The organism is Agrobacterium sp. InxBP2, from assembly GCF_026191755.1.
Taxonomy (GTDB): Bacteria; Pseudomonadota; Alphaproteobacteria; order Rhizobiales; family Rhizobiaceae; genus Agrobacterium; species Agrobacterium pusense.
The window spans coordinates 270,198-288,277 of record NZ_JAINDY010000036.1 but is presented as its reverse complement, the minus strand read 5'-3'; the positions used below and the strand labels follow the sequence as shown (position 1 = coordinate 288,277).

15 protein-coding genes are annotated in these 18,080 nt (G+C 56.7%); 11 read left to right on the top strand and 4 right to left on the bottom strand.

Annotated features, from left to right (window positions below; translation table 11 throughout):
• Nucleotides 1–51 precede the first annotated feature (51 nt).
• The 5 genes from K7A42_RS25540 to K7A42_RS25520 all read left to right on the top strand — a co-directional run bounded on the left by K7A42_RS25540 (nt 52) and on the right by K7A42_RS25520 (nt 5,661).
• Entirely contained in the window at nt 52–840 is a 789-nt protein-coding gene (locus tag K7A42_RS25540; RefSeq protein ID WP_044459100.1) for a DUF1295 domain-containing protein, read from the top strand.
• Nucleotides 837–1,877 (top strand): SAM-dependent methyltransferase, encoded by a 1,041-nt coding sequence (locus K7A42_RS25535; RefSeq protein ID WP_282456112.1) that lies wholly within the window; start codon nt 837–839, stop codon nt 1,875–1,877. Before K7A42_RS25540 ends, K7A42_RS25535 begins: the two co-directional genes overlap by 4 nt.
• Before the next feature lie 119 nt (nt 1,878–1,996).
• Nucleotides 1,997–4,207, top strand: a complete 2,211-nt coding sequence (locus K7A42_RS25530) for an ATP-binding protein (RefSeq protein WP_044459102.1) — start codon at nt 1,997–1,999, stop codon at nt 4,205–4,207.
• Complete coding sequence (locus K7A42_RS25525) at nt 4,200–4,655, top strand: response regulator (RefSeq protein ID WP_037092067.1); 456 nt, start codon at nt 4,200–4,202, stop codon at nt 4,653–4,655. The genes K7A42_RS25530 and K7A42_RS25525 overlap by 8 nt, the downstream gene beginning before the upstream one ends.
• A 13-nt stretch (nt 4,656–4,668) precedes the next feature.
• Complete coding sequence (locus K7A42_RS25520) at nt 4,669–5,661, top strand: sensor histidine kinase (RefSeq protein ID WP_113381573.1); 993 nt, start codon at nt 4,669–4,671, stop codon at nt 5,659–5,661.
• A 44-nt stretch (nt 5,662–5,705) separates the two neighbouring features.
• Here K7A42_RS25520 and K7A42_RS25515 read toward each other — a convergent pair whose 3' ends face one another.
• Nucleotides 5,706–6,080, bottom strand: a complete 375-nt coding sequence (locus K7A42_RS25515) for a response regulator (RefSeq protein ID WP_006699868.1) — start codon at nt 6,078–6,080, stop codon at nt 5,706–5,708.
• A 210-nt stretch (nt 6,081–6,290) separates the two neighbouring features.
• On the opposite strand from K7A42_RS25515, the gene K7A42_RS25510 reads away from it, so the two are divergent.
• From K7A42_RS25510 to K7A42_RS25485, 6 genes are all read left to right on the top strand, one after another.
• A complete protein-coding gene (locus K7A42_RS25510) occupies nt 6,291–7,745 on the top strand; it encodes a sensor histidine kinase (RefSeq protein ID WP_037092065.1) in 1,455 nt (484 codons plus the stop codon).
• Nucleotides 7,742–8,179: a response regulator gene (locus K7A42_RS25505; protein ID WP_004445914.1), complete on the top strand. Its 438-nt coding sequence runs from the start codon at nt 7,742–7,744 to the stop codon at nt 8,177–8,179. The genes K7A42_RS25510 and K7A42_RS25505 overlap by 4 nt, the downstream gene beginning before the upstream one ends.
• Nucleotides 8,180–8,183: 4 nt before the next feature.
• Nucleotides 8,184–9,221, top strand: coding sequence for a sensor histidine kinase (locus K7A42_RS25500; protein WP_042935498.1), 1,038 nt, complete (start codon nt 8,184–8,186; stop codon nt 9,219–9,221).
• 500 nt (nt 9,222–9,721) lie between these two features.
• Complete coding sequence (locus K7A42_RS25495) at nt 9,722–11,176, top strand: HlyD family efflux transporter periplasmic adaptor subunit (RefSeq protein ID WP_044459367.1); 1,455 nt, start codon at nt 9,722–9,724, stop codon at nt 11,174–11,176.
• A 148-nt stretch (nt 11,177–11,324) separates the two neighbouring features.
• Nucleotides 11,325–13,289 carry a glycosyltransferase family 2 protein gene (locus tag K7A42_RS25490; protein ID WP_282456111.1) on the top strand — a complete coding sequence of 655 codons (1,965 nt, stop codon included), beginning with the start codon at nt 11,325–11,327 and terminating at the stop codon, nt 13,287–13,289.
• A gap of 95 nt (nt 13,290–13,384) precedes the next feature.
• Nucleotides 13,385–14,683: a hypothetical protein gene (locus tag K7A42_RS25485; RefSeq protein WP_282456110.1), complete on the top strand. Its 1,299-nt coding sequence runs from the start codon at nt 13,385–13,387 to the stop codon at nt 14,681–14,683.
• Between the two features lie 84 nt (nt 14,684–14,767).
• Here the strand turns inward: K7A42_RS25485 and K7A42_RS25480 are convergent, their stop codons facing one another.
• Genes K7A42_RS25480 through K7A42_RS25470 form a run of 3 tightly spaced genes read right to left on the bottom strand, consistent with a single transcriptional unit; the run spans nt 14,768 to nt 18,014 of the window.
• On the bottom strand, nt 14,768–15,649 hold the full coding sequence (locus tag K7A42_RS25480) for a carbohydrate ABC transporter permease (RefSeq protein WP_004445906.1): 882 nt from the start codon (nt 15,647–15,649) through the stop codon (nt 14,768–14,770).
• Entirely contained in the window at nt 15,646–16,734 is a 1,089-nt protein-coding gene (locus tag K7A42_RS25475; RefSeq protein ID WP_282456109.1) for a carbohydrate ABC transporter permease, read from the bottom strand. Before K7A42_RS25475 ends, K7A42_RS25480 begins: the two co-directional genes overlap by 4 nt.
• Before the next feature lie 11 nt (nt 16,735–16,745).
• Nucleotides 16,746–18,014: a sugar ABC transporter substrate-binding protein gene (locus tag K7A42_RS25470; RefSeq protein ID WP_282456108.1), complete on the bottom strand. Its 1,269-nt coding sequence runs from the start codon at nt 18,012–18,014 to the stop codon at nt 16,746–16,748.
• Between the last annotated feature and the right edge of the window lie 66 nt (nt 18,015–18,080).

Here is an 18,080-nt window from a genome sequence, read left to right as displayed (position 1 = left end):
GCCATCACGAAACCCGGCCTCGATCGATTAAAAGTGGTGAGCGAAGTAGTGATGTTTTCCGTGATCCTGACGCTTGCCATTCTGATGTCGCTGCTGATGGCGGGAGCCTGGGCATTACAAAGAGCGACCGGCTCGAGCGGCTGGATCGACACCGTCTGGTCGGCAAGCGTCGGGCTCGGCGGCATCTTGGCTGTGTTGCTGGCGGAGGGCGATGGCGGGCGGCGCAGTATCGTATTCTGTCTCGTTGTCGTATGGTCCCTGCGGCTTGCTGGACACATAGGCCTGCGCACGCGGGGTGGCGGGGAAGATCCGCGTTATGCAAAACTCATGGAGCAATGGGGCGAAACCGGTCCCCGGCGGCTTTTCTTCTTCCTGCAAATACAGGCGGTTGCCGCCTTCGTGCTTGTTTTGGCTGTTTATCTAGCCGCCAGCAACGACCGGATTTTCCCGCGTACCATAGATCTTCTCGCCACCATGGTTGCGCTTGTTGCACTGGCAGGTGAAGCGCTCTCGGACGCCCAGCTGTCGAAATTCAGGAAAACCCCCGAAGCGAAAACCGGTATATGTGAAACCGGTCTCTGGCGTTATTCACGCCATCCCAATTATTTCTTCGAATGGCTTTTCTGGTGCAGCTTGCCGCTGCTGGCCCTTCAGGCGCACGGCTTGTCCTGGGCGTCGCTTGCCGCGCCCGTCATGATGTACTGGCTGCTCGTCCATGTCTCCGGCATTCCGCCGCTTGAAGAGCACATGCTGAAATCGCGCGGAGAAAAATTCCGTGCCCTGCAACGCCGCGTCAACGCCTTCTTTCCGGGGCCGCGCAAAAACGAGGAAACGCCATGAATATGCTCGCCTTTGCCATCAATGCCGCAGAACGCGCGGCGCTCAACGACAGCGTTACACTCGCCGGAATAGATATGCTCTGCGCAAGAACGAAACGGCGGCTCGCCAAAATACCGCCGGATGCCGAGGCGGCTTTTGCGGCGGATATGGCGAAATTCCCCGTCGCCAGCCATACCGACGAGGCGAACAGGCAACACTATGAAGTCCCCGCTGAATTTTTCGCACTGGTTCTCGGAGCCCAGCGGAAATATTCCTGCTGCTATTATCCCCATAACAAGACAAGCCTCGGTGAAGCGGAGACAGCTGCTCTCGCCGAGACGGTAGACCATGCCGAGTTGGAGGACGGCATGGACATTCTCGAACTCGGCTGCGGCTGGGGTTCGCTGTCGCTTTATATGGCAGCGCGTTTTCGCAATGCGCGGATCACGTCTGTCTCCAATTCCGCATCGCAACGGGAATCCATCCTTGGCCGCGCGCGTGAGCGCGGGCTGTCCAATCTTTCCGTGGTGACCGCAGACATGAACGATTTTGCGACCGGCGATCACTTTGATCGCGTCGTATCGGTCGAAATGTTCGAACATATGTCGAATTGGCAGGTGCTCTTCGAACGCGTTCGTACCTGGCTGAAACCTGATGGCAAGTTTTTCCTCCATGTCTTCAACCACCGCAGCCGATCCTATCGTTTCGACCACAACAACCCCGCCGACTGGATTGCCCGGCATTTTTTCACCGGCGGCATCATGCCCGCTTTTGATCTTCCCCATCGTTTCAGCGAGGTTCTTACCGTCGAAAGGGAATGGAACTGGCCGGGATCGCATTATCGGCGCACGGCTCTCGCCTGGCTTGAGAATTTCGATCGGGAAATCGGCCACATAAGGCCGATCCTGCAGCGTGTTTATGGCGCTGACGCGCGGTTATGGGAACGCCGCTGGCGTCTGTTTTTTCTCGCAACGGCCGGGCTGTTTGGTCACGAGGACGGTAACGTCTGGGGTGTGGGTCATTATCTCATGAAGCCCGCTGTTGTTGCCGAAACCTGAGAGGGACGTGGCCGACGGCGAAACAATTTCGTGTAAGCAAACGTTTACATCCGTAGAATAATGGCTAGGCTGGCCGCGTTTTGAGCAGGCCGTCGATCACAGAGCGGCTGGAGAAAGTCATGAGTTCAGTCACGCCGAAGCTGGATAGTTGCGGCGCCGAGCCCATCCACATTCCCGGCGCTATCCAGCAACATGGCGCACTCTTCGTGCTGTCCGCGCGTCAGTTGGCCGTCGTGCAGGCGAGCGATAACCTGCAGGATTTTCTAGATGCGCCTCTATCGATCGGGGTGATTCCAGACCGGGGAACATTGCCTTTTATCGAGGCGTTACCGGCTTGGTATTCCGGTGACGACAGCAGCTTCAGATATGTCTGGACCGAAAAAAAACTCGATGTCTCGGCGCATCGGTCGGGAAGCGTGATCATCGTCGAGCTTGAGAGAACAGGCCCGGGCGCATCCGCCGAAGCGCTGATGAGCGAGTTAACGGGCCTCGCCCAATATCTCAACAGCACGCCGTCGCTGAGCGACGCACTGTCTCGAGTTGCACAGCTTGTTTCCTCGATCAGCGGTTATGACCGGACCCTCATTTATGACTTCGGTCCCGACTGGAGCGGTCATGTCGTGGCGGAAGCCGGCAGCGGCGCGTTGCCTTCATATATCGGGCTTCGCTTCCCGGCTGGCGACATCCCGCCGCAGGCGCGCAAGCTTTATACGGTCAACCGTCTGCGTATGATCCCGGACGTCGATTACAGGCCCGTGCCTGTCATGCCGCAGGTCAACTCGGAAACGGGCGCAGTGCTCGATATGAGCCTTTCACAGCTCCGCAGCGTTTCGCCCGTTCATCTGGAATACATGCGTAACATGGCGACGGCGGCCTCGATGTCGGTGTCAATCATCGTCAATGGCAAATTGTGGGGGCTGATCGCATGCCATCACGCCGCCCCGCACTCCGTCTCGCTCGCCGTGCGCGAAGCCTGCGATTTCGCCGCCCAGCTCCTTTCGATGCGGATCGCAATGGAGCAAAGTTCTCAGGATGCTTCGCGCCGGCTGGAACTTGGTCATGTCCAGGCTCGCCTGCTCAAGCGGATGGCGGCGGCACAAAGATGGGTTGACGGCCTTCTGGGCGGGGAGAGCGAAAAGGACGATCTGCTGGAGCAGGTGGGGGCTGAGGGAGCGGCACTCCTTTTTGGCGATGAGTACCATCTCGTGGGCAAGACTCCCTCGCAGGAGCAGGTCGAAGGATTGATCCGCTGGCTCGGCGAACGCGAGGTTGCAGACCTGTTTGCCACAGACAATCTTGCCGGCGATTATCCCGCTGCTGCGGCGTTTGCGTCCGTGGCAAGCGGGATCATAGCGATGCGGGTTTCGGAATTGCACGGAAGCTGGCTGATCTGGTTTCGGCCGGAAGTCGTAAAGACGGTGCGCTGGGGCGGGGATCCGCACAAGACAGTGCATGAGAGCGGGCGCATTCATCCGCGCAAATCGTTCGAAACCTGGAAAGAGCAGGTGCGCAACACAGCCTCACCGTGGTCAGCGCCCGAGCTTGCAGCGGCGCGGGAGTTGCGTGGCGCGATCATCGGCATCGTCCTGCGCAAGGCGGAGGAAATGGCGGATCTGACAAAAGAATTGCAGAGGACCAACAAGGAGCTGGAGGCATTTTCCTACTCGGTTTCGCATGATCTCCGTGCGCCCTTCCGTCATATTGTCGGTTTCGCCCAGCTCTTGCGCGAACGCAGCAACGCCCTGGATGAAAAATCGCTCCACTATCTGCAGATGATCTCCGAAGCGGCACTCGGCGCAGGCAGGCTCGTGGATGATCTTCTGAATTTCTCGCAACTCGGCCGCACGCAAATCACAATGGTGCCGGTAGACATGGAGAAAGTCGTGAACGAGGTTCGCCGGTCCCTCGCTCATTCCATCGCTGATCGGCAGATCGAATGGCATATCGGCAATCTGCCCGTATCGCTCGGAGATCCGACCCTGCTTCGGCAGGTGTGGTACAACCTCGTTGACAACGCGATCAAATATTCCCGCCAGAAACCCGTTTCGATTATCACCATTTCCGCGGCAGAAATCGAAGGTGGCGTGACCTACTCGGTCGAGGATAACGGTGTCGGCTTTGACATGGCCTATTACAGCAAGCTTTTTGGTGTGTTCCAGAGATTGCAGCGGGTAGAGGATTTTGAGGGAACGGGAATTGGACTTGCGCTGGTAAGACGAATTGTTGAACGCCACCACGGTTCGGTCAGCGCTAAGGGAACTGTGGGAGAGGGAGCCACGTTCTCCTTCACATTGCCGGTTACGAAAGTTGAAGAGGAAAAAATTGCCTGAACTCAGACCTATTCTTCTCGTGGAGGATAATCCACGCGATCTGGAATTGACGCTAACTGCGCTGGAAAAATGTCAACTGGCGAACGAGGTCGTCATTGCACGTGATGGTGCCGAAGCGCTTGATTATCTCAATGCCTCGGGTAGCTTCCACAACCGGCCTGCCGGCGATCCGACCGTGGTTCTTCTTGATCTCAAGCTGCCGAAAGTTGACGGGCTCGAGGTCCTCCAGACCGTTAAGGGCAGCGATCACCTCAAGCATATTCCGGTCGTCATGCTGACCTCCTCCCGTGAAGAACAGGATCTCGTAAAGAGCTACGAACTCGGCGTGAACGCCTTTGTGGTGAAGCCAGTGGAGTTCAATCAGTTTTTTAAGGCGATACAGGATCTTGGCGTGTTCTGGGCCCTGCTGAACGAACCGCCGCCGGGCGCGCGCCGCAATGGTGCGTGAGGCGATGCCGCAGATGGAGCAAAGCAAGCTTCTTCTTCTCGAAGACAGCTCGGTTGATGCCGAACTGATCGAGGATCAGCTTTCACGGATCTCTCCGCCCCCTGTCGTGACCAGGGCGGTGGGTAAAACTTCCTTCATCGAGGCTCTGGAAAATCAGCAGTTCGATATCATTCTCGCAGATTTTTCCCTGCCGGACTTTGACGGCATGGCTGCGCTTGATGTCGTCATGCAAACGAGACCCGACACGCCCTTCATTTTCGTTTCCGGTGTTCTCGGCGAAGACGCGGCGATCGATGCCTTCAGGCGCGGCGCCACTGATTATGTCCTGAAGCAGCGACTGGCGAGGCTGCCCTCCGCAGTGGGTCGCGCTCTCGCGGAAGCACGGGAAAAGGAGGAGCGGAGACGGGCGGAAATGCACAAGGAGCTGCTCGTCCGCGAACTCAGCCATCGTGTCAAGAACACGATGGCGATGGTCATTTCCATCATTCGGCGCACTGCAAAAGGCAGTTCATCCGTAGAGGATTATCAAGAGAGGCTCGTGGCCCGCGTGAGTGCGCTCGCCGAAAGTCATGCCCTGCTTTTCCAGAGCAACTGGGGACAAACCGATCTCAAGGATGTCGTGAAGCGGGCAATTGAACCCCATAACACTTTTGCCAGCCGCGTCGAGCTCGACGGTCCTGACGGGGTTAGCGTATCGCCTAAATCCGCATTAGCGCTTGGCATGATTTTACATGAACTGGTGACGAATGCGCAGAAATACGGTTCGCTTTCAGAAGCAACCGGGAAGGTGCAGGTCTTCTGGAAAAGGCTTCGTAACGATGAAGGCCGGGACCTTATCGAGCTGCGCTGGCATGAAAGCGGTGGCCCGCCCATTTCTGTTCCGCTGGAGACCGGTTTCGGAACGACCCTTGTTACGCGGGGAGCCCAGTACGAGCTGCAGGGCGACAGTGAAATCCGCTATGATCGCGACGGCCTGAAATATCGGGTGATTTTCCCTCTGGACTGAAGTGTCGCATATCAGCGTTACCGGACGTTGCGGGTATTTTCCCGCTAGCCGGTGTGCGCGAATTCGGTCGCCAGAACATTCGGGAGATTATCAAAATCGCACGGCTTGGAAATGATCGTCAGCCCTGTCAATTGCGTGCGAATACCGGGTATCTCGGCATATCCGCTGCAGATGACGAAAGGTATGCTCTCGGCCCTCAGTCGTTCGATCACGGGAAAGGATAATTCGCCCTTGAGATTGAGGTCGATGACCGCTCCATCCAGATCGGTTGCGCTTATTTTCTCCAGCGCTGCGGCTATATCGGAAACCGGCCCGATGACGTCGACACCGAGGTCGGACAGAAAGTCCTCCATATCCATCGCCAGAAGGGCGTCGTCTTCCAGAACGAGGATATGCTTTCCCTGAAAATCATATTGCATAGCTTACCGCATTCACATGGTCGCAGGCGCGCCCGGACATTTTACCAACAGCGCTGAACGCCTGAAGATCGAGGTGGTTCCACCCTTGTGTAAAAAGAAATCATTCGCATCCGTCGCTTGCGTACTCTAGTTTGTGCTGCGAACTAACTGCCTACCGGGAATGTTACTGCTGTGACTGGTTTTTCACCGTTTGCCCAGCGAAGCCTTTTGATGCTTGCTGTTGGCGTTGCAATTTTGATTGGCATGGTCTCCACATCTTTGTGGCTGGTGCAGGTGAATAATCTCTATTCCCAGGAAACGGCGGAACTGCGCCGTGTCCGTGCCGCAATTCTGGATGTGCTGACGACGATGCAGGACGTCGAAACCGGCCAGCGGGGATATCTGCTTACCAACAATCGCGAATATCTGGGGCCTTACGAAGAGGCCCTTCAGGGCTTGCCCGAACGCCAGGCGCGACTTCTCGATCTTCTGAAAGGGGAAGAGCGATATAAGCAACCTCTCGCTGGCTTGAAGCAGGCGATCGACGCAAAGCTCTCCGAGACACGCGAAACCATCGATTTGCAGCGCGCGGGTCGCATTACCGAGGCGGCCGAGGTCGTTCGAAATAACGACGGCAAACGCTTCATGAATGAGATCAGGAGTGTTCTGTCGGACCTTCAGTCGGATACCGACGATCGCCTGCGCGTCATCGTTGCGGATCAACTGGGCGCCGCCAATACACTTCGTTGGGTAACGATTGGCGGTGCCGTTGCAATTCTCATCGTGGTCGGCGGGTCGATACTGCTCGTCTTTACTTATATTCGCGCGCTAAACAGGTCGCGGGAGGATGTGGACGAACTCAATCGCCATCTTGAGGAGCGTGTCGAGGAAAGAACACGCGATCTTCGCCGGGCCAACCAGGAAATTCAGCGCTTCGCTTATATCGTTACTCATGATCTGAGGGCGCCGCTTGTCAACATCATGGGCTTCCTTTCCGAATTCGATACGTCGCTGAAGCCGGTCACCAACTATGTCCTGGCAGATGGAAAAACGCTGACGCAGGACGTGATCCGAGAGGCGCGGCTGGCGGTTGAGGAAGACATACCCGAAGCCATCGGGTTTATCCGTTCATCGACCCGCAAGATGGACCAGCTGATCAACGCCATTCTGAAGATATCCCGTGACGGCCAGCGCAAGCTTCAGCCTGAGAAAGTCGATATCGAAACTTTGCTCTCCTCGCTTTCAGAGACCGTGCGCCATCAGATCACGGCCAATGGAGGAGAGATTCATGTCGACACGCCCAAGCTGACAGTCGTGACGGACCGCATATCTCTCGACCAGATTCTAGGTAATCTTCTCGATAACGCGGTGAAATATCAGATGCCTGGGCGCCCTCTGAGGTTAACGGCACGCGCCTATCCGGCCGGGCGCGGCGCGATCGCCATTGAAATTGGCGACAACGGGCGCGGTATCGGTGAGCAGGATCTTGAGCGTGTCTTCGAACTGTTTCGTCGGGCGGGCGAACAGGACCAGCCCGGTGAAGGAATAGGTCTCGCACATGTCCGTTCGCTAATCAGAAATTTAGGAGGTGACATTAGGGTGGAGTCGCGACTCGGGGAAGGCAGCACATTTATCTTGCTGCTTCCGAGTGACCTCAGAAGAGTAACGAAGGAAGGCGACAAATGAAAGCGACCGGTCAGGAAGTAACGATCGTGATGATCGAAGACGACGAGGGACATGCCCGTCTGATCGAGAAGAATGTGCGCAGAGCAGGTGTCAACAACGAGATCGTGCCGTTCACACTCGGTGCAAAGGCGCTGGATTATATCCTGGGCCAAAGCCGGGACGGGCTCGTCAGCAAGGATCGCTATCTGCTCGTTTTGCTCGACCTCAATCTCCCCGACATGTCCGGCATCAGCATTCTCGAGCAGATCAAAAGCAATGAATACACCCGCCGTCTGCCTGTCGTGGTTTTGACGACCACTGATGACGAAACCGAAATTCAGAAATGCTATGATCTCGGTGCGAATGTTTATATAACAAAGCCGGTCGACTATGAGGGCTTCGCGAATGCCATCAAAAATCTCGGCCTTTTCTTTTCCGTAATACAGATACCCTGAAGGCATGATGGCTCTGCGCGTTTTGTATGTCGATGACGACCCGGCTCTGGCGCGGCTTGCGAGCCGCGTCCTTGGTCGCCACGGAATGGAGGTGGTCCATGCCGCGTCCGTTGCTTCCGGGCTTGAGCTTTTCCAAAACGGGCAGTTCGATGTCGTCGTTCTCGATCACTATTTTCAGACGGCGACGGGAATGGAGTTTCTGGCGGCTATCGAGACGGTGCCGGCCCGGGTTCCCGTTCTTTACGTAACGGGGTCCAACGAGGCCCAGATCGCCATAGACGCGCTCAAGGCTGGTGCCGCCGATTACGTCATCAAGAATGTTGGAGACGACTTTTTTCCGCTGTTGCTGGCAGCCATCAACCAGGCGCTTGAAAACCATCGCCTGCGCCAGACAAAAGAGGAAGCTGACCGTCTGCTGATAAAGGCTAAAGAGCATGCGGAAATGATGGTGAAAGAGATGAACCATCGCATCGCGAATAGTCTCTCACTGGTTTCCGCCATGATCCGGCTGCAGATCAATACGCTGAAGTCCCAGGAAGCAGAAACGGCGTTGCTGGAGACGCAGAGCCGGATTTCTGCGATCGCCGGCGTTCATCGCAGTCTCTACAATACCGCGAATGTGGGGCTCGTATCCCTGAATTCCTATCTCACCTCGATCATAAGCGACCTGTTCCAAGCTGTTCCGGGCTCTTCCTCCATCACGGTCGAAACGTCGCTCTGTGAGGTTGATCTGAACGCCGACCATGCCGTTGCGCTCGGTGTCATCGTCACTGAACTTCTGACAAACGCGCTCAAATATGCCTATCCGGATCAAGAAGGCACAGTGCGCATTAACCTGTCCGCCCAGGACGGCCGGTTCATTCTTGTTGTGGAGGATGACGGCGTCGGTGTGAAACCGGATTCAGCCCCTCGCGGCACCGGTCTCGGCACCAAGCTGATCATGGCGATGGCGCAGAATATTGGCGCCCGGGTCGAGCAGACGCACACGCACCCGGAACTCAAAAAAGGCACCCGTTTCTCGATGATATGGAATGAACGGTGACGGCATGGCCGCCGTGCCTCGCGATTATATCTCAATATAACGGCTGTCTAGCGGAGAGCGATTGGACCTCCTGGCCGTCCCCATAGCCTTCAGCGCGAACGAATGGTCAAAATATTTTGCCCGAAGCACGGAAGAGTGAAGCCGCTTTCGGCGCTCAGAGCAGAGCGACCTGCCGCCAAAGCGATTCTTTAAAATTTTTCTCTCTGCCATAGTGGAAATGCGGTACATTCTCAGGTTGTGCGCCCCGGTCGAGCAAAGTGCACAAGGCGGGTGCCGGCTGCCGCTATAAAGGCACAGCTAATATGGAACGACTGAAATTTGACCCAGGAAGTTTTCATGGGTGAAATTTTGCGTCCATAAAGCCGGCAGATGCATAGTATTTCGGCAATTTCGGAAAATGTCTTAATGCAATCTTAACGATGTTGCGCTGCAAAAAAACTTGATGGACTATTTTAATACTGCGGGAGGAAATGCTGTTCAACAAAACAGGAGTTCGTGCCATGCTGTTCCGCAATAGAGATAAAGAAAAACCTCAAGGCGCCTCGGTCAGGCTGGCCTCATATACTGTTCTCGGTGTTGTCGCCACAGTGTTTTCCTCCTCCGTGTTTCCACCTGTCTTCACTTCGCAGACAAACCGCGCCTTGATCAATGCTCCCGTCATTCCGCTGACGACCCCCATCAGTGGCGTGGTGAAAATATCCGGTAACGGCAGGGCGGCTGTTGAAAACGACAAGGTCGACAACACCACTCTGATCGGCCTGAAAGTGCAACTGGCGGCGCTCGACAATGAACTTCGCCAGAAAAACGCGATTATCGGCGATTATGCTGGCCGGGTCGACAATCTGAACAATGATCTTCTCAGCCAGCAAGCGGCTTTACTGCAGAGAACAGAATCCGACCTTGAAGCGGCAAAGGCTGCTTTGCAGATGGTGACCTATTCGACCCGCATCGCGAAAGCAGAAGCGGTGCGCAAACAGAAGCTGGTTGCCAAGGGTGTTTATTTCGGAATTGGCGACGACATCGCCGATACGATACAACTTGAAGATACAAAACTGCAGGCCGCGAAAGTTGCCGTCGACAAGCTTAACAAGGAAATGAGCTTCGCGCGCCAGGGCATCTATATCGGTTCCGACCTGCAATCCCTGCAAAATCTTCAGCAGGAAATCCGCACAAGGTCCGCCGATCTGCTGCAAATCCAGATGCAGATGACGACCATGCAGACGCGGAAAAGCGAACTCGAAGCGCTTGCCTCCGCGGAGGCCGCGCGTATCGACAGACTGACCCGCGCCGATCTCGCCATTCCGCCGGGCACGACGCTTTATAAGCCGGTTGCCGTGACGGGACGTGAAGTGGTGGCCGGCGACACCTTGGCGGAGGCGCTCGACTGTCGCAACGCTTTTGTCGTGGCAATTTTTTCCGAACGTCAGGCGCAGGCCCTTTCCGTGGGTTCAAGGGTAAAGGTAAATGCCGATGCCTGGGCGCAGGAAGCGGACGGGGTGGTAGAGCGGCTGGTGCCCCGAACCACCGAACGCGTCGACCTCGATTATGCCGTACCGTTTCCCCCCACGGAGCGGCGGGAGCTTTACGCTTATATCCGCATGGCCGGGACATCCGAGAGCCAGTTTATGAACAACGGCGTCTGTTCGGTCGGCACCTGGGTGAGTGTAAGTCTGCCGCGCGAATGGCTCGGCAAGACCCGGGAATATGTGCACGAGGCATCGGCAAGCCTCTTCCAGTTTGCGCAGGCATCCGCCAGCGAAATGCCCGACGTGAGGCAGGCCGCCTGGACGCTCATCGAGACATCACGAGAGAAAATATTCGAGCAGATGGGCATGGGCGGGCAGCCGCAACAGCCGCCGGGAATAGCGGCGCCCACTACAAAGCCGGATATCATCACGCAGCATGCGATCAGCGGTGCAGATGCCACCGCGAAAGCACCGCGCACCCAATCCTGACACCCGCATGGATTGGGCAAGCCCCTGCGGGCGCGTCCACGACGCCCGCAGGGCGACCCACCTGTTTCACACAGTCGAAGCAGCCTCATTCGCGCACGCTATCGGGCGCGGCTTTTGGGACGTATCCGGTCAACCATGAGGACAAGCGATGTATTTCACTTCAGAGGGCGATGTTCAGTCCGTCCTTTATGTCAATCTCATCATCGCCCTCTGCGCGATCCTGTTCACCATGCTTGCCGACCCGCGGCGAACGCTGGACCGGCTGGCGTTCAGCACCATCATGCTGCTTTCGCTCAGCGTCTATATTTTGTGGCGCGCCACCGATACGCTGCCTCCCTTAGAGCTTTCGCTGGAAACCGCCTGGAATTACATCTATTTCACTTTCGAACTGATCTCCGTGCTTTATGCGATGGGATCGATCCTGATCCTGACAAGACGAACGGACTGGTCTTCCATCGCAGACGAAGCCGAAGCCGGGATTACGGGCGATCCCAATGCGCCGCTGGTCGATGTGTTCATCTGCACCTACAATGAACCTTTGAACGTGCTTGAAAAATCGATTGTCGCGGCTCAGGCAATGCAATATCCGCGGTTGCGCGTTTTCGTCTGCGACGATACGCGCAGGTCCGAGGTTCGGGACTATTGCGAAACAGTCGGCGTCAATTACGTGACGCGGCCGGACAATAAGCACGCAAAGGCGGGGAACCTGAACAATGCGCTTGTCCACACCAATGCGCTGTCGGAAATTTCAGATTTCATCATGGTTCTTGATGCTGATTTTGCGCCGCAGGCCAATTTCCTGTCACGCGTGACCGGACTTTTTGCCGATCCCAAAGTGGCAGTGGTGCAGACACCGCAATTTTATTTCAACAGCGACCCCATCCAGCATAATCTCGGTATCCGCAATTCATTCGTGGATGATCAACGGGTATTCTTCGACGTATTCCAGCCTGCAAAGGACGCGGTCGGTTGTGCGTTCTGCGTCGGAACGAGTTTCGTTCTGCGGCGGGCAGCGGTGAACGAACTCGGAGGTTTCCCGCATGATGCACTTTCGGAAGACATGCTGCTGACCTACCGGTTGATGGAACGGGGGTATGTGACACGCTGGCTCAATGAAAAGCTCAGCGTCGGATTATCGGCAGAAGGCCTGCCGGAGTATATCACGCAGCGCACGCGCTGGTGTCTCGGCACCATCCAGATTGGACTTTTGCGCACCGGGCCGCTGTGGCGCGGCAATTTTACCCTGACGCAGCGGCTGCATTATCTGCACGGCCTGTTCTGCTGGCTTTCGAAACCCTTCATCCTTTGCCTGCTGCTCGCGCCTTCCATCTATTGGCTGACCGGCGTTTCCGCGCTCCAGGCCGATGAGTTGATGTTCATGCGACTCGGCCTGTCATCGCTTGCGCTGTTCTGGGCCTATTCCACCTGGATATCGGGAAAGCGCACACTGCCGCTTTTCACCGAGGTAACACACGCACTGACCGCCGTTCCGATCACGATCACGCTTTTTCAGGCCATGCGAAAACCTTTCGGACGCCCCTTCAAGGTCACGGAAAAGGGCGGAGACAGGTCACAGGTGCGCGTTCACGGCCCGACGGCGCTATTCTTTGCCCTTGTAACCCTCACTTCGGCCATCTCCGTGCTGATTGCCGTTTATGGATGGGACGCACCCGTGGAATTTTCGGCGCGCGATTGTCTCAACCTTATCTGGTCGGCCGTCGCCATGGTGATTGCCTTCATCAGCCTTATCTGCTGCATCGAATTGCCGCGTTTCGACAGGGAGGAGCCGATCAGCGTAAACCTTGGCGGACAATTACGGCAGGGCAATGCGGTGACAGGGGTGAAGATCGTGGCACTGTCGACTGAAACCGTGACGCTTGCGGGTTTCACTTCTTCTACAGAAGCGCAGGCCATATTCGTGCCGGAGGTGGGCTGGTTGCAGATCGATGCAACAAAAGACCAGCTAATACCCGGAAAATTCTGCCTTGCTGTAACCGCCGAGCAGCATCGAGCTATCCTGCGGCTGCTTTTCCGCACTGCACCGGAAAATGTGGCGGAACAGGGCGACCTGATAAAATCCATGCAGATGTTGCTCGCAAGGGCCTTCAGCTAATCAGGGGGCAATTGAACAGGACTTTGCCGGACACAACACGGTCCCGATGGCCGGCTGCCGCCTTGAAAGGTTTCGATCAAACGGGAATTCCGCTCATGCCTCTCAGATCGATCATCCCTGCGATCCTGATGTCCTGTGTCATGACAGTGTTGGCTGGAGGTGACGGGCGCGCTGCATCCGGATCCGTCCGCGATATGCTCGCTTCGCGCTTATGCGCGGGTCTTGCCGGGAAGATGGATGGTTCTCCCGCGCCTTTCGTGTTCCGCAGCTTCGAGCCTGCGCCCGGTGGCAAGGCGCTCGATCCGGCGCTTTCGAATACGGGTTTCACCTATGACAATGCGCTGGCGTCCATCGCTCTTTTTGCATGTGGGAAAGACGCAGAAGCAACAAGGGTTGCCGATGCGCTGCTGCTGGCCGTGAACCGTGACCGCCGTTACAGTGATGGCCGCCTGCGCAACGCCTATCGCTCCGGCCCGGTCGTCAGCAAAACGGAGGTTATGCTCCTGCCCGGTTTCTGGAATGCCGCCAGCAATGCCTGGGTCGAAGACGGCTATCAGGTCGGCAGTGCGACAGGCAATCTCGCCTGGGCAGCCCTTGCCCTGCTTACCGCCTCTGAGCGCTCCGACAATCCAGCCTATTTGCAGGCCGCGGAAAAAATCATGCGCTGGATCGATGCATATACCAAAGGTGAAAGCGACATCGGTTACACGGGCGGCACATTCGGCCACGAACCGTCTCCGGTGAAACTCGACTGGAAATCGACGGAGCACAATCTTGACGTTTACGCCGTTGCCAGCTGGCTCACCGAGAGTGGGGACGATAAAACCTGGCGGACGATGCAGGACAGGGCAGGCAAGTTCCTCGACGCCATGTGGAATGAGCAGCAGGGTCGTTTTTATGTTGGTAGCCTGCCCGGCAGCGATCGGCCCAATTTAACCCAGTCGGGAATAGATTCCGAACTCTGGCCCATCCTCGCCGTTCCGGAATTCCGCGGCCGCGCCGAGCGCGTGCTGGAATGGATCGACCGGCACTATGCGGTCGGGGAAGGCTTTGATTTCAACGATGACCGGGACGGCATCTGGCTGGAAGGCACGGCGCAGGCAGCGCTTGCGTTTCAGCGTGCAGGCCACGCCGGGCGCGCCGAAGCCCTGCTTGCCACCATTGATGTTGAGGTGTCGCCCGATGGTCTGGTCTATGCCACTGTCGGGCCGGAGTTGACGACAGGGCTGATGATCGGGCCTGCCTCGACCTCTGCCGATTTCAAATATTTCAGACTGCCGCATGTCGGCGCTACTGCCTGGGCAATCCTAGCGGCGAAAGACTGGAACCCGTTTTTGAGAGAAAGCAGTTGCACGCGTCCCTGTCGGAATTATGCCCGTCCCGGCAGGGGGTAAGGAGGATGTTGTTGTCGTGGGATCGCGAGAAGACCGGATGGCGGCGGGCCTGGCGGTTTAAGATGCCGGGCAGCCTTCAAAACGCTATCCCTTTATCCCGCTTGCTGCGATGCTGGAGATGAAAAGTCTCTGCAGACACAGGTAAAATATCAGCACCGGCAGGGTAATAATGGTGAGATAGGCCATGACTTCACCCCAGGGCGTGTTGAGCTGGAAGAAATACTGCAGCCCCACCATAACCGGCCGGTAAGCCTCGGACTGCGTGACGAGAAGCGGCCATAGATACTGCTGGCTGTACATGACGAGAAACTTCAAGATCGCAGCTGTTGCGATCACCGGCCCGCTGAGCGGCATTACCACCTGTGCGTAAATACGCAGCCAGCTGGCTCCGTCGATGCGTGCCGCCTCCAGCAATTCCCTCGGCAGATCCTTGAAATATTGGACGAAGAGAAAAATCGTCAGTCCGTCCGCGATCCATGGAATGATCTGCACATGCCAGGAATTGAGCCAACCCCAGGTAAACCCGCCGCTGCCGATCCATGGCAGATTGTTGACCTCCAGCAGCAGCGGCACGGCAATCGTCTCAAACGGAATAATGAGCGTGGCGAGAATGATAGAGAAGAGAACGTCCTTGCCGCGCCAGTTCAAAAACGTAAAAGCGAAGGCGGCAAGCGAGCCGAGCAGCAGGGCGAGAAATACGGTGACGCCAGTTACCACAACGGAATTGAATATGAAGGTCGCAATCGGCGCCCGGGCGAAAGCCGCAGTATAGTTTTCGAGCGAAAGATCTCCGACCGGCAGGAAGGCTCGTATCGAAGTCGCATCGCTCAACAGCTGGTCGTTCGGTTTTAGCGATGAGAACCCCATGAACAACAGGGGCAGGATGAAGATCGCCGCGAAGGCGAGCATGAGCGCGTAATTGCCGATGAGAAAAACGGGACTTTTGCGGCGTCCGGCCTGCATCATTGCTTCTCCCTTGTCAGGTAGCGCTGGGTCAGCGAAATGCACAGGACAAGCAGGAAAAGGACGACAGAAATTGCGGAGCCCGCGGCTATGTCCTGCTGGCGGTATCCTCGCTCAACCGCCTGATAGACGATGCTCTGCGTAGAGTCGCGAGGCCCGCCTTTGGTCATCACATCGATCTGCGCAAAAAGCGCAAAAGCCTGCATGGTGATGACGATGATAACGAGCACCGCCGTGTTGCGCAGCAGCGGCCAGGTTATCATGCAGAACTTCTGCCAGCGGCTCGCGCCTTCAATGTCCGCTGCCTCGTAGAGATCGGGCGAGATAGTCTGCAGGCCGGAAAGCCAGATGACCATATGGAAACCGACGCCCTGCCAGACTGACATCACCAGAATGGCCCATAAGGCGGTATCGGTTCTGCCCAGCCAGTCGACAGGCTGGAAGAGCCCAAAACTCATATAGCTCAGAAGGCTGTTCAAGAGCCCATTATCGGCGGCATAAATAAACCGCCAGAGAAGCGCCACCACGACCACCGACAAGACCACCGGCATGAAATAGATCGCACGGAAAATCGTGACGCCGGGGATTTTCTGGTTCACCAACAGGGCAAGAAACAGCGCCAGCGCCGCCTGAACCGGCGCGACCACGACCACGAAGGAAAGGGTGTTTACGACGGCGGTCAAGAATACGACATCGCGTGCGAGAATGACGATCCGGTTCTCGCCCCAGCTGAAGTTCTTATATTCCCGCATTCCGTCCAGATGAGGATAGTCGGGGTTGTTGCGGGTGAAATTACGAATTCTCGGATAGGCGATGGAGCCATCTGCATCCCGGCTGATGCTTCCATCGGCCTGCCTTTCCGGCTTGAGCGTCAGCACACCGACGCCTAGCAGCCGGCTGTAGTTTTCAAAGCCGACGAACTCCGTCGGGTTGGGAGATGTGAGCCGCTGGTCGGTGAAGGAAAAACCCAGCCCCAGCAGAAATGGTGTGATCAGAAAGAGCCCGATCAGCACCACCGCCGGTGCAGCCATGAACCAGCCCGTGAAGCTGTCCCGGGCCGGTTTTCCCTGTGAAGAAAAGAGCGCCATCGATCACGCCCCTATTTGGGTTGGTAACCGGAATTGCGTTCCAGATTGTTGTTTATCTCGTCCGTTGCATTATCGAGGGTATCGGCCACATCCGCACCGTTGGCAATGTCGGAAAGAGCCTTGGAGAAGACCGGCGAGATGAAGGCGTAGGCCGGAGTGACAGGACGCAACGTACCTTGGCGTCTGGATAGTTCGAAGAAAACTTCGAGCGGGCCGCCCTTCTTGTAATTCTTCGTCATCTGGGCTGCCGAAGACGTGGCCGGGATAAGACCGATCGCATCCGAGAACTGCGCGAGATATTTGTCCTGAATGGCGAATTCGATGAAGGCGGAAGCGCCTTCGGGATGCTTGCTGGTGGCCGAAACACCAAACTGCCATGACCCCGCGCCGATTTTCGGACCCAGCCCGAAATCAGGCGCAGGCAGAAAAAGCAGATCGTCTCCGTATTTTTCCAGAGCCTTCACCGCAACCCAGTTGCCCATCCATTGCAAGGCGTGGCGACCTTCCAGAAATCCGGTTTCGTGGTCGGCGGGTGATTGCGATGTCCCGGGGGCAAGCTTCCTGGCGAACAGGGATTGCCACCACTCCCCGAACTTGACGGCATTGTCTCCATTGAGGAAGTCCTCGGCGGTTCGATAATTCTCCTTGTCGATCAGGCTGCCGCCGAAACTTTCCAGAAAGGGACTGAAGGCATAGCTGTACCATTCGGTTTTATCGGCCATGCCGAGATCGATGGCATATTCGAACTTGCCGCTAGCAGCGAGCTTCTCAAGGGCTGCGTTGAATTCCTCGCCGGTCCACGGCTGTTCAAGAGTTGGAATGCGGATACCGTTTTCATCGAGCACCGATTTACGGGCGAAAACCGCCACGGCAGCGTCCCACAGACCGACCGAATAGAGCTTGTCTCCCCACCGGCCCACGGCGCCGGGCAGGAAATTCGCAAGCTTTGCCTCGGCGATCTTCAGTGGTTGCAAATATCCGGACCACGCCCAGTTGGGCATGTTCGGACCGTCGACATCCAAAATGTCCGGCAGCTTGTTGGAAAGCGCAGCAGCGGTGACGGATTCATTATATGCATTCTGGGGGAATTCCTGAAGCGAGACCCGCCAGTCCGACTGGGACGAGTTGAAATCCTCGATGATACCGGCCAGAATCTTACGTTCTTCAACATTGCCTGCGCCGTGATACCACATCGTCAGGTCGGTCTGGGCCAGTGCGGCGGTGGAAAAAAGCATCGACAGGGCAGTTGCTGCCCCCGCAAAAATGGCTCTGCTGGTCATAGATGGTCCTCCTCCTCACGAAGGGTAACTTCAACATCTACAGATTGTTCCGCAGAAATTTGCGTC

What these genes read in the sequence shown, in the direction of transcription:
- K7A42_RS25540 (WP_044459100.1), top strand. Translation starts at nt 52, where the DNA reads ATGTTTTCCGTGATCCTGACGCTTGCCATTCTGATGTCGCTGCTGATG.
- K7A42_RS25535 (WP_282456112.1), top strand. Translation starts at nt 837, where the DNA reads ATGAATATGCTCGCCTTTGCCATCAATGCCGCAGAACGCGCGGCGCTC.
- K7A42_RS25530 (WP_044459102.1), top strand. Translation starts at nt 1,997, where the DNA reads ATGAGTTCAGTCACGCCGAAGCTGGATAGTTGCGGCGCCGAGCCCATC.
- K7A42_RS25520 (WP_113381573.1), top strand. Translation starts at nt 4,669, where the DNA reads ATGGAGCAAAGCAAGCTTCTTCTTCTCGAAGACAGCTCGGTTGATGCC.
- K7A42_RS25515 (WP_006699868.1), bottom strand. Translation starts at nt 6,080, where the DNA reads ATGCAATATGATTTTCAGGGAAAGCATATCCTCGTTCTGGAAGACGAC.
- K7A42_RS25510 (WP_037092065.1), top strand. Translation starts at nt 6,291, where the DNA reads ATGCTTGCTGTTGGCGTTGCAATTTTGATTGGCATGGTCTCCACATCT.
- K7A42_RS25505 (WP_004445914.1), top strand. Translation starts at nt 7,742, where the DNA reads ATGAAAGCGACCGGTCAGGAAGTAACGATCGTGATGATCGAAGACGAC.
- K7A42_RS25500 (WP_042935498.1), top strand. Translation starts at nt 8,184, where the DNA reads ATGATGGCTCTGCGCGTTTTGTATGTCGATGACGACCCGGCTCTGGCG.
- K7A42_RS25495 (WP_044459367.1), top strand. Translation starts at nt 9,722, where the DNA reads ATGCTGTTCCGCAATAGAGATAAAGAAAAACCTCAAGGCGCCTCGGTC.
- K7A42_RS25490 (WP_282456111.1), top strand. Translation starts at nt 11,325, where the DNA reads ATGTATTTCACTTCAGAGGGCGATGTTCAGTCCGTCCTTTATGTCAAT.
- K7A42_RS25485 (WP_282456110.1), top strand. Translation starts at nt 13,385, where the DNA reads ATGCCTCTCAGATCGATCATCCCTGCGATCCTGATGTCCTGTGTCATG.
- K7A42_RS25480 (WP_004445906.1), bottom strand. Translation starts at nt 15,649, where the DNA reads ATGATGCAGGCCGGACGCCGCAAAAGTCCCGTTTTTCTCATCGGCAAT.
- K7A42_RS25475 (WP_282456109.1), bottom strand. Translation starts at nt 16,734, where the DNA reads ATGGCGCTCTTTTCTTCACAGGGAAAACCGGCCCGGGACAGCTTCACG.
- K7A42_RS25470 (WP_282456108.1), bottom strand. Translation starts at nt 18,014, where the DNA reads ATGACCAGCAGAGCCATTTTTGCGGGGGCAGCAACTGCCCTGTCGATG.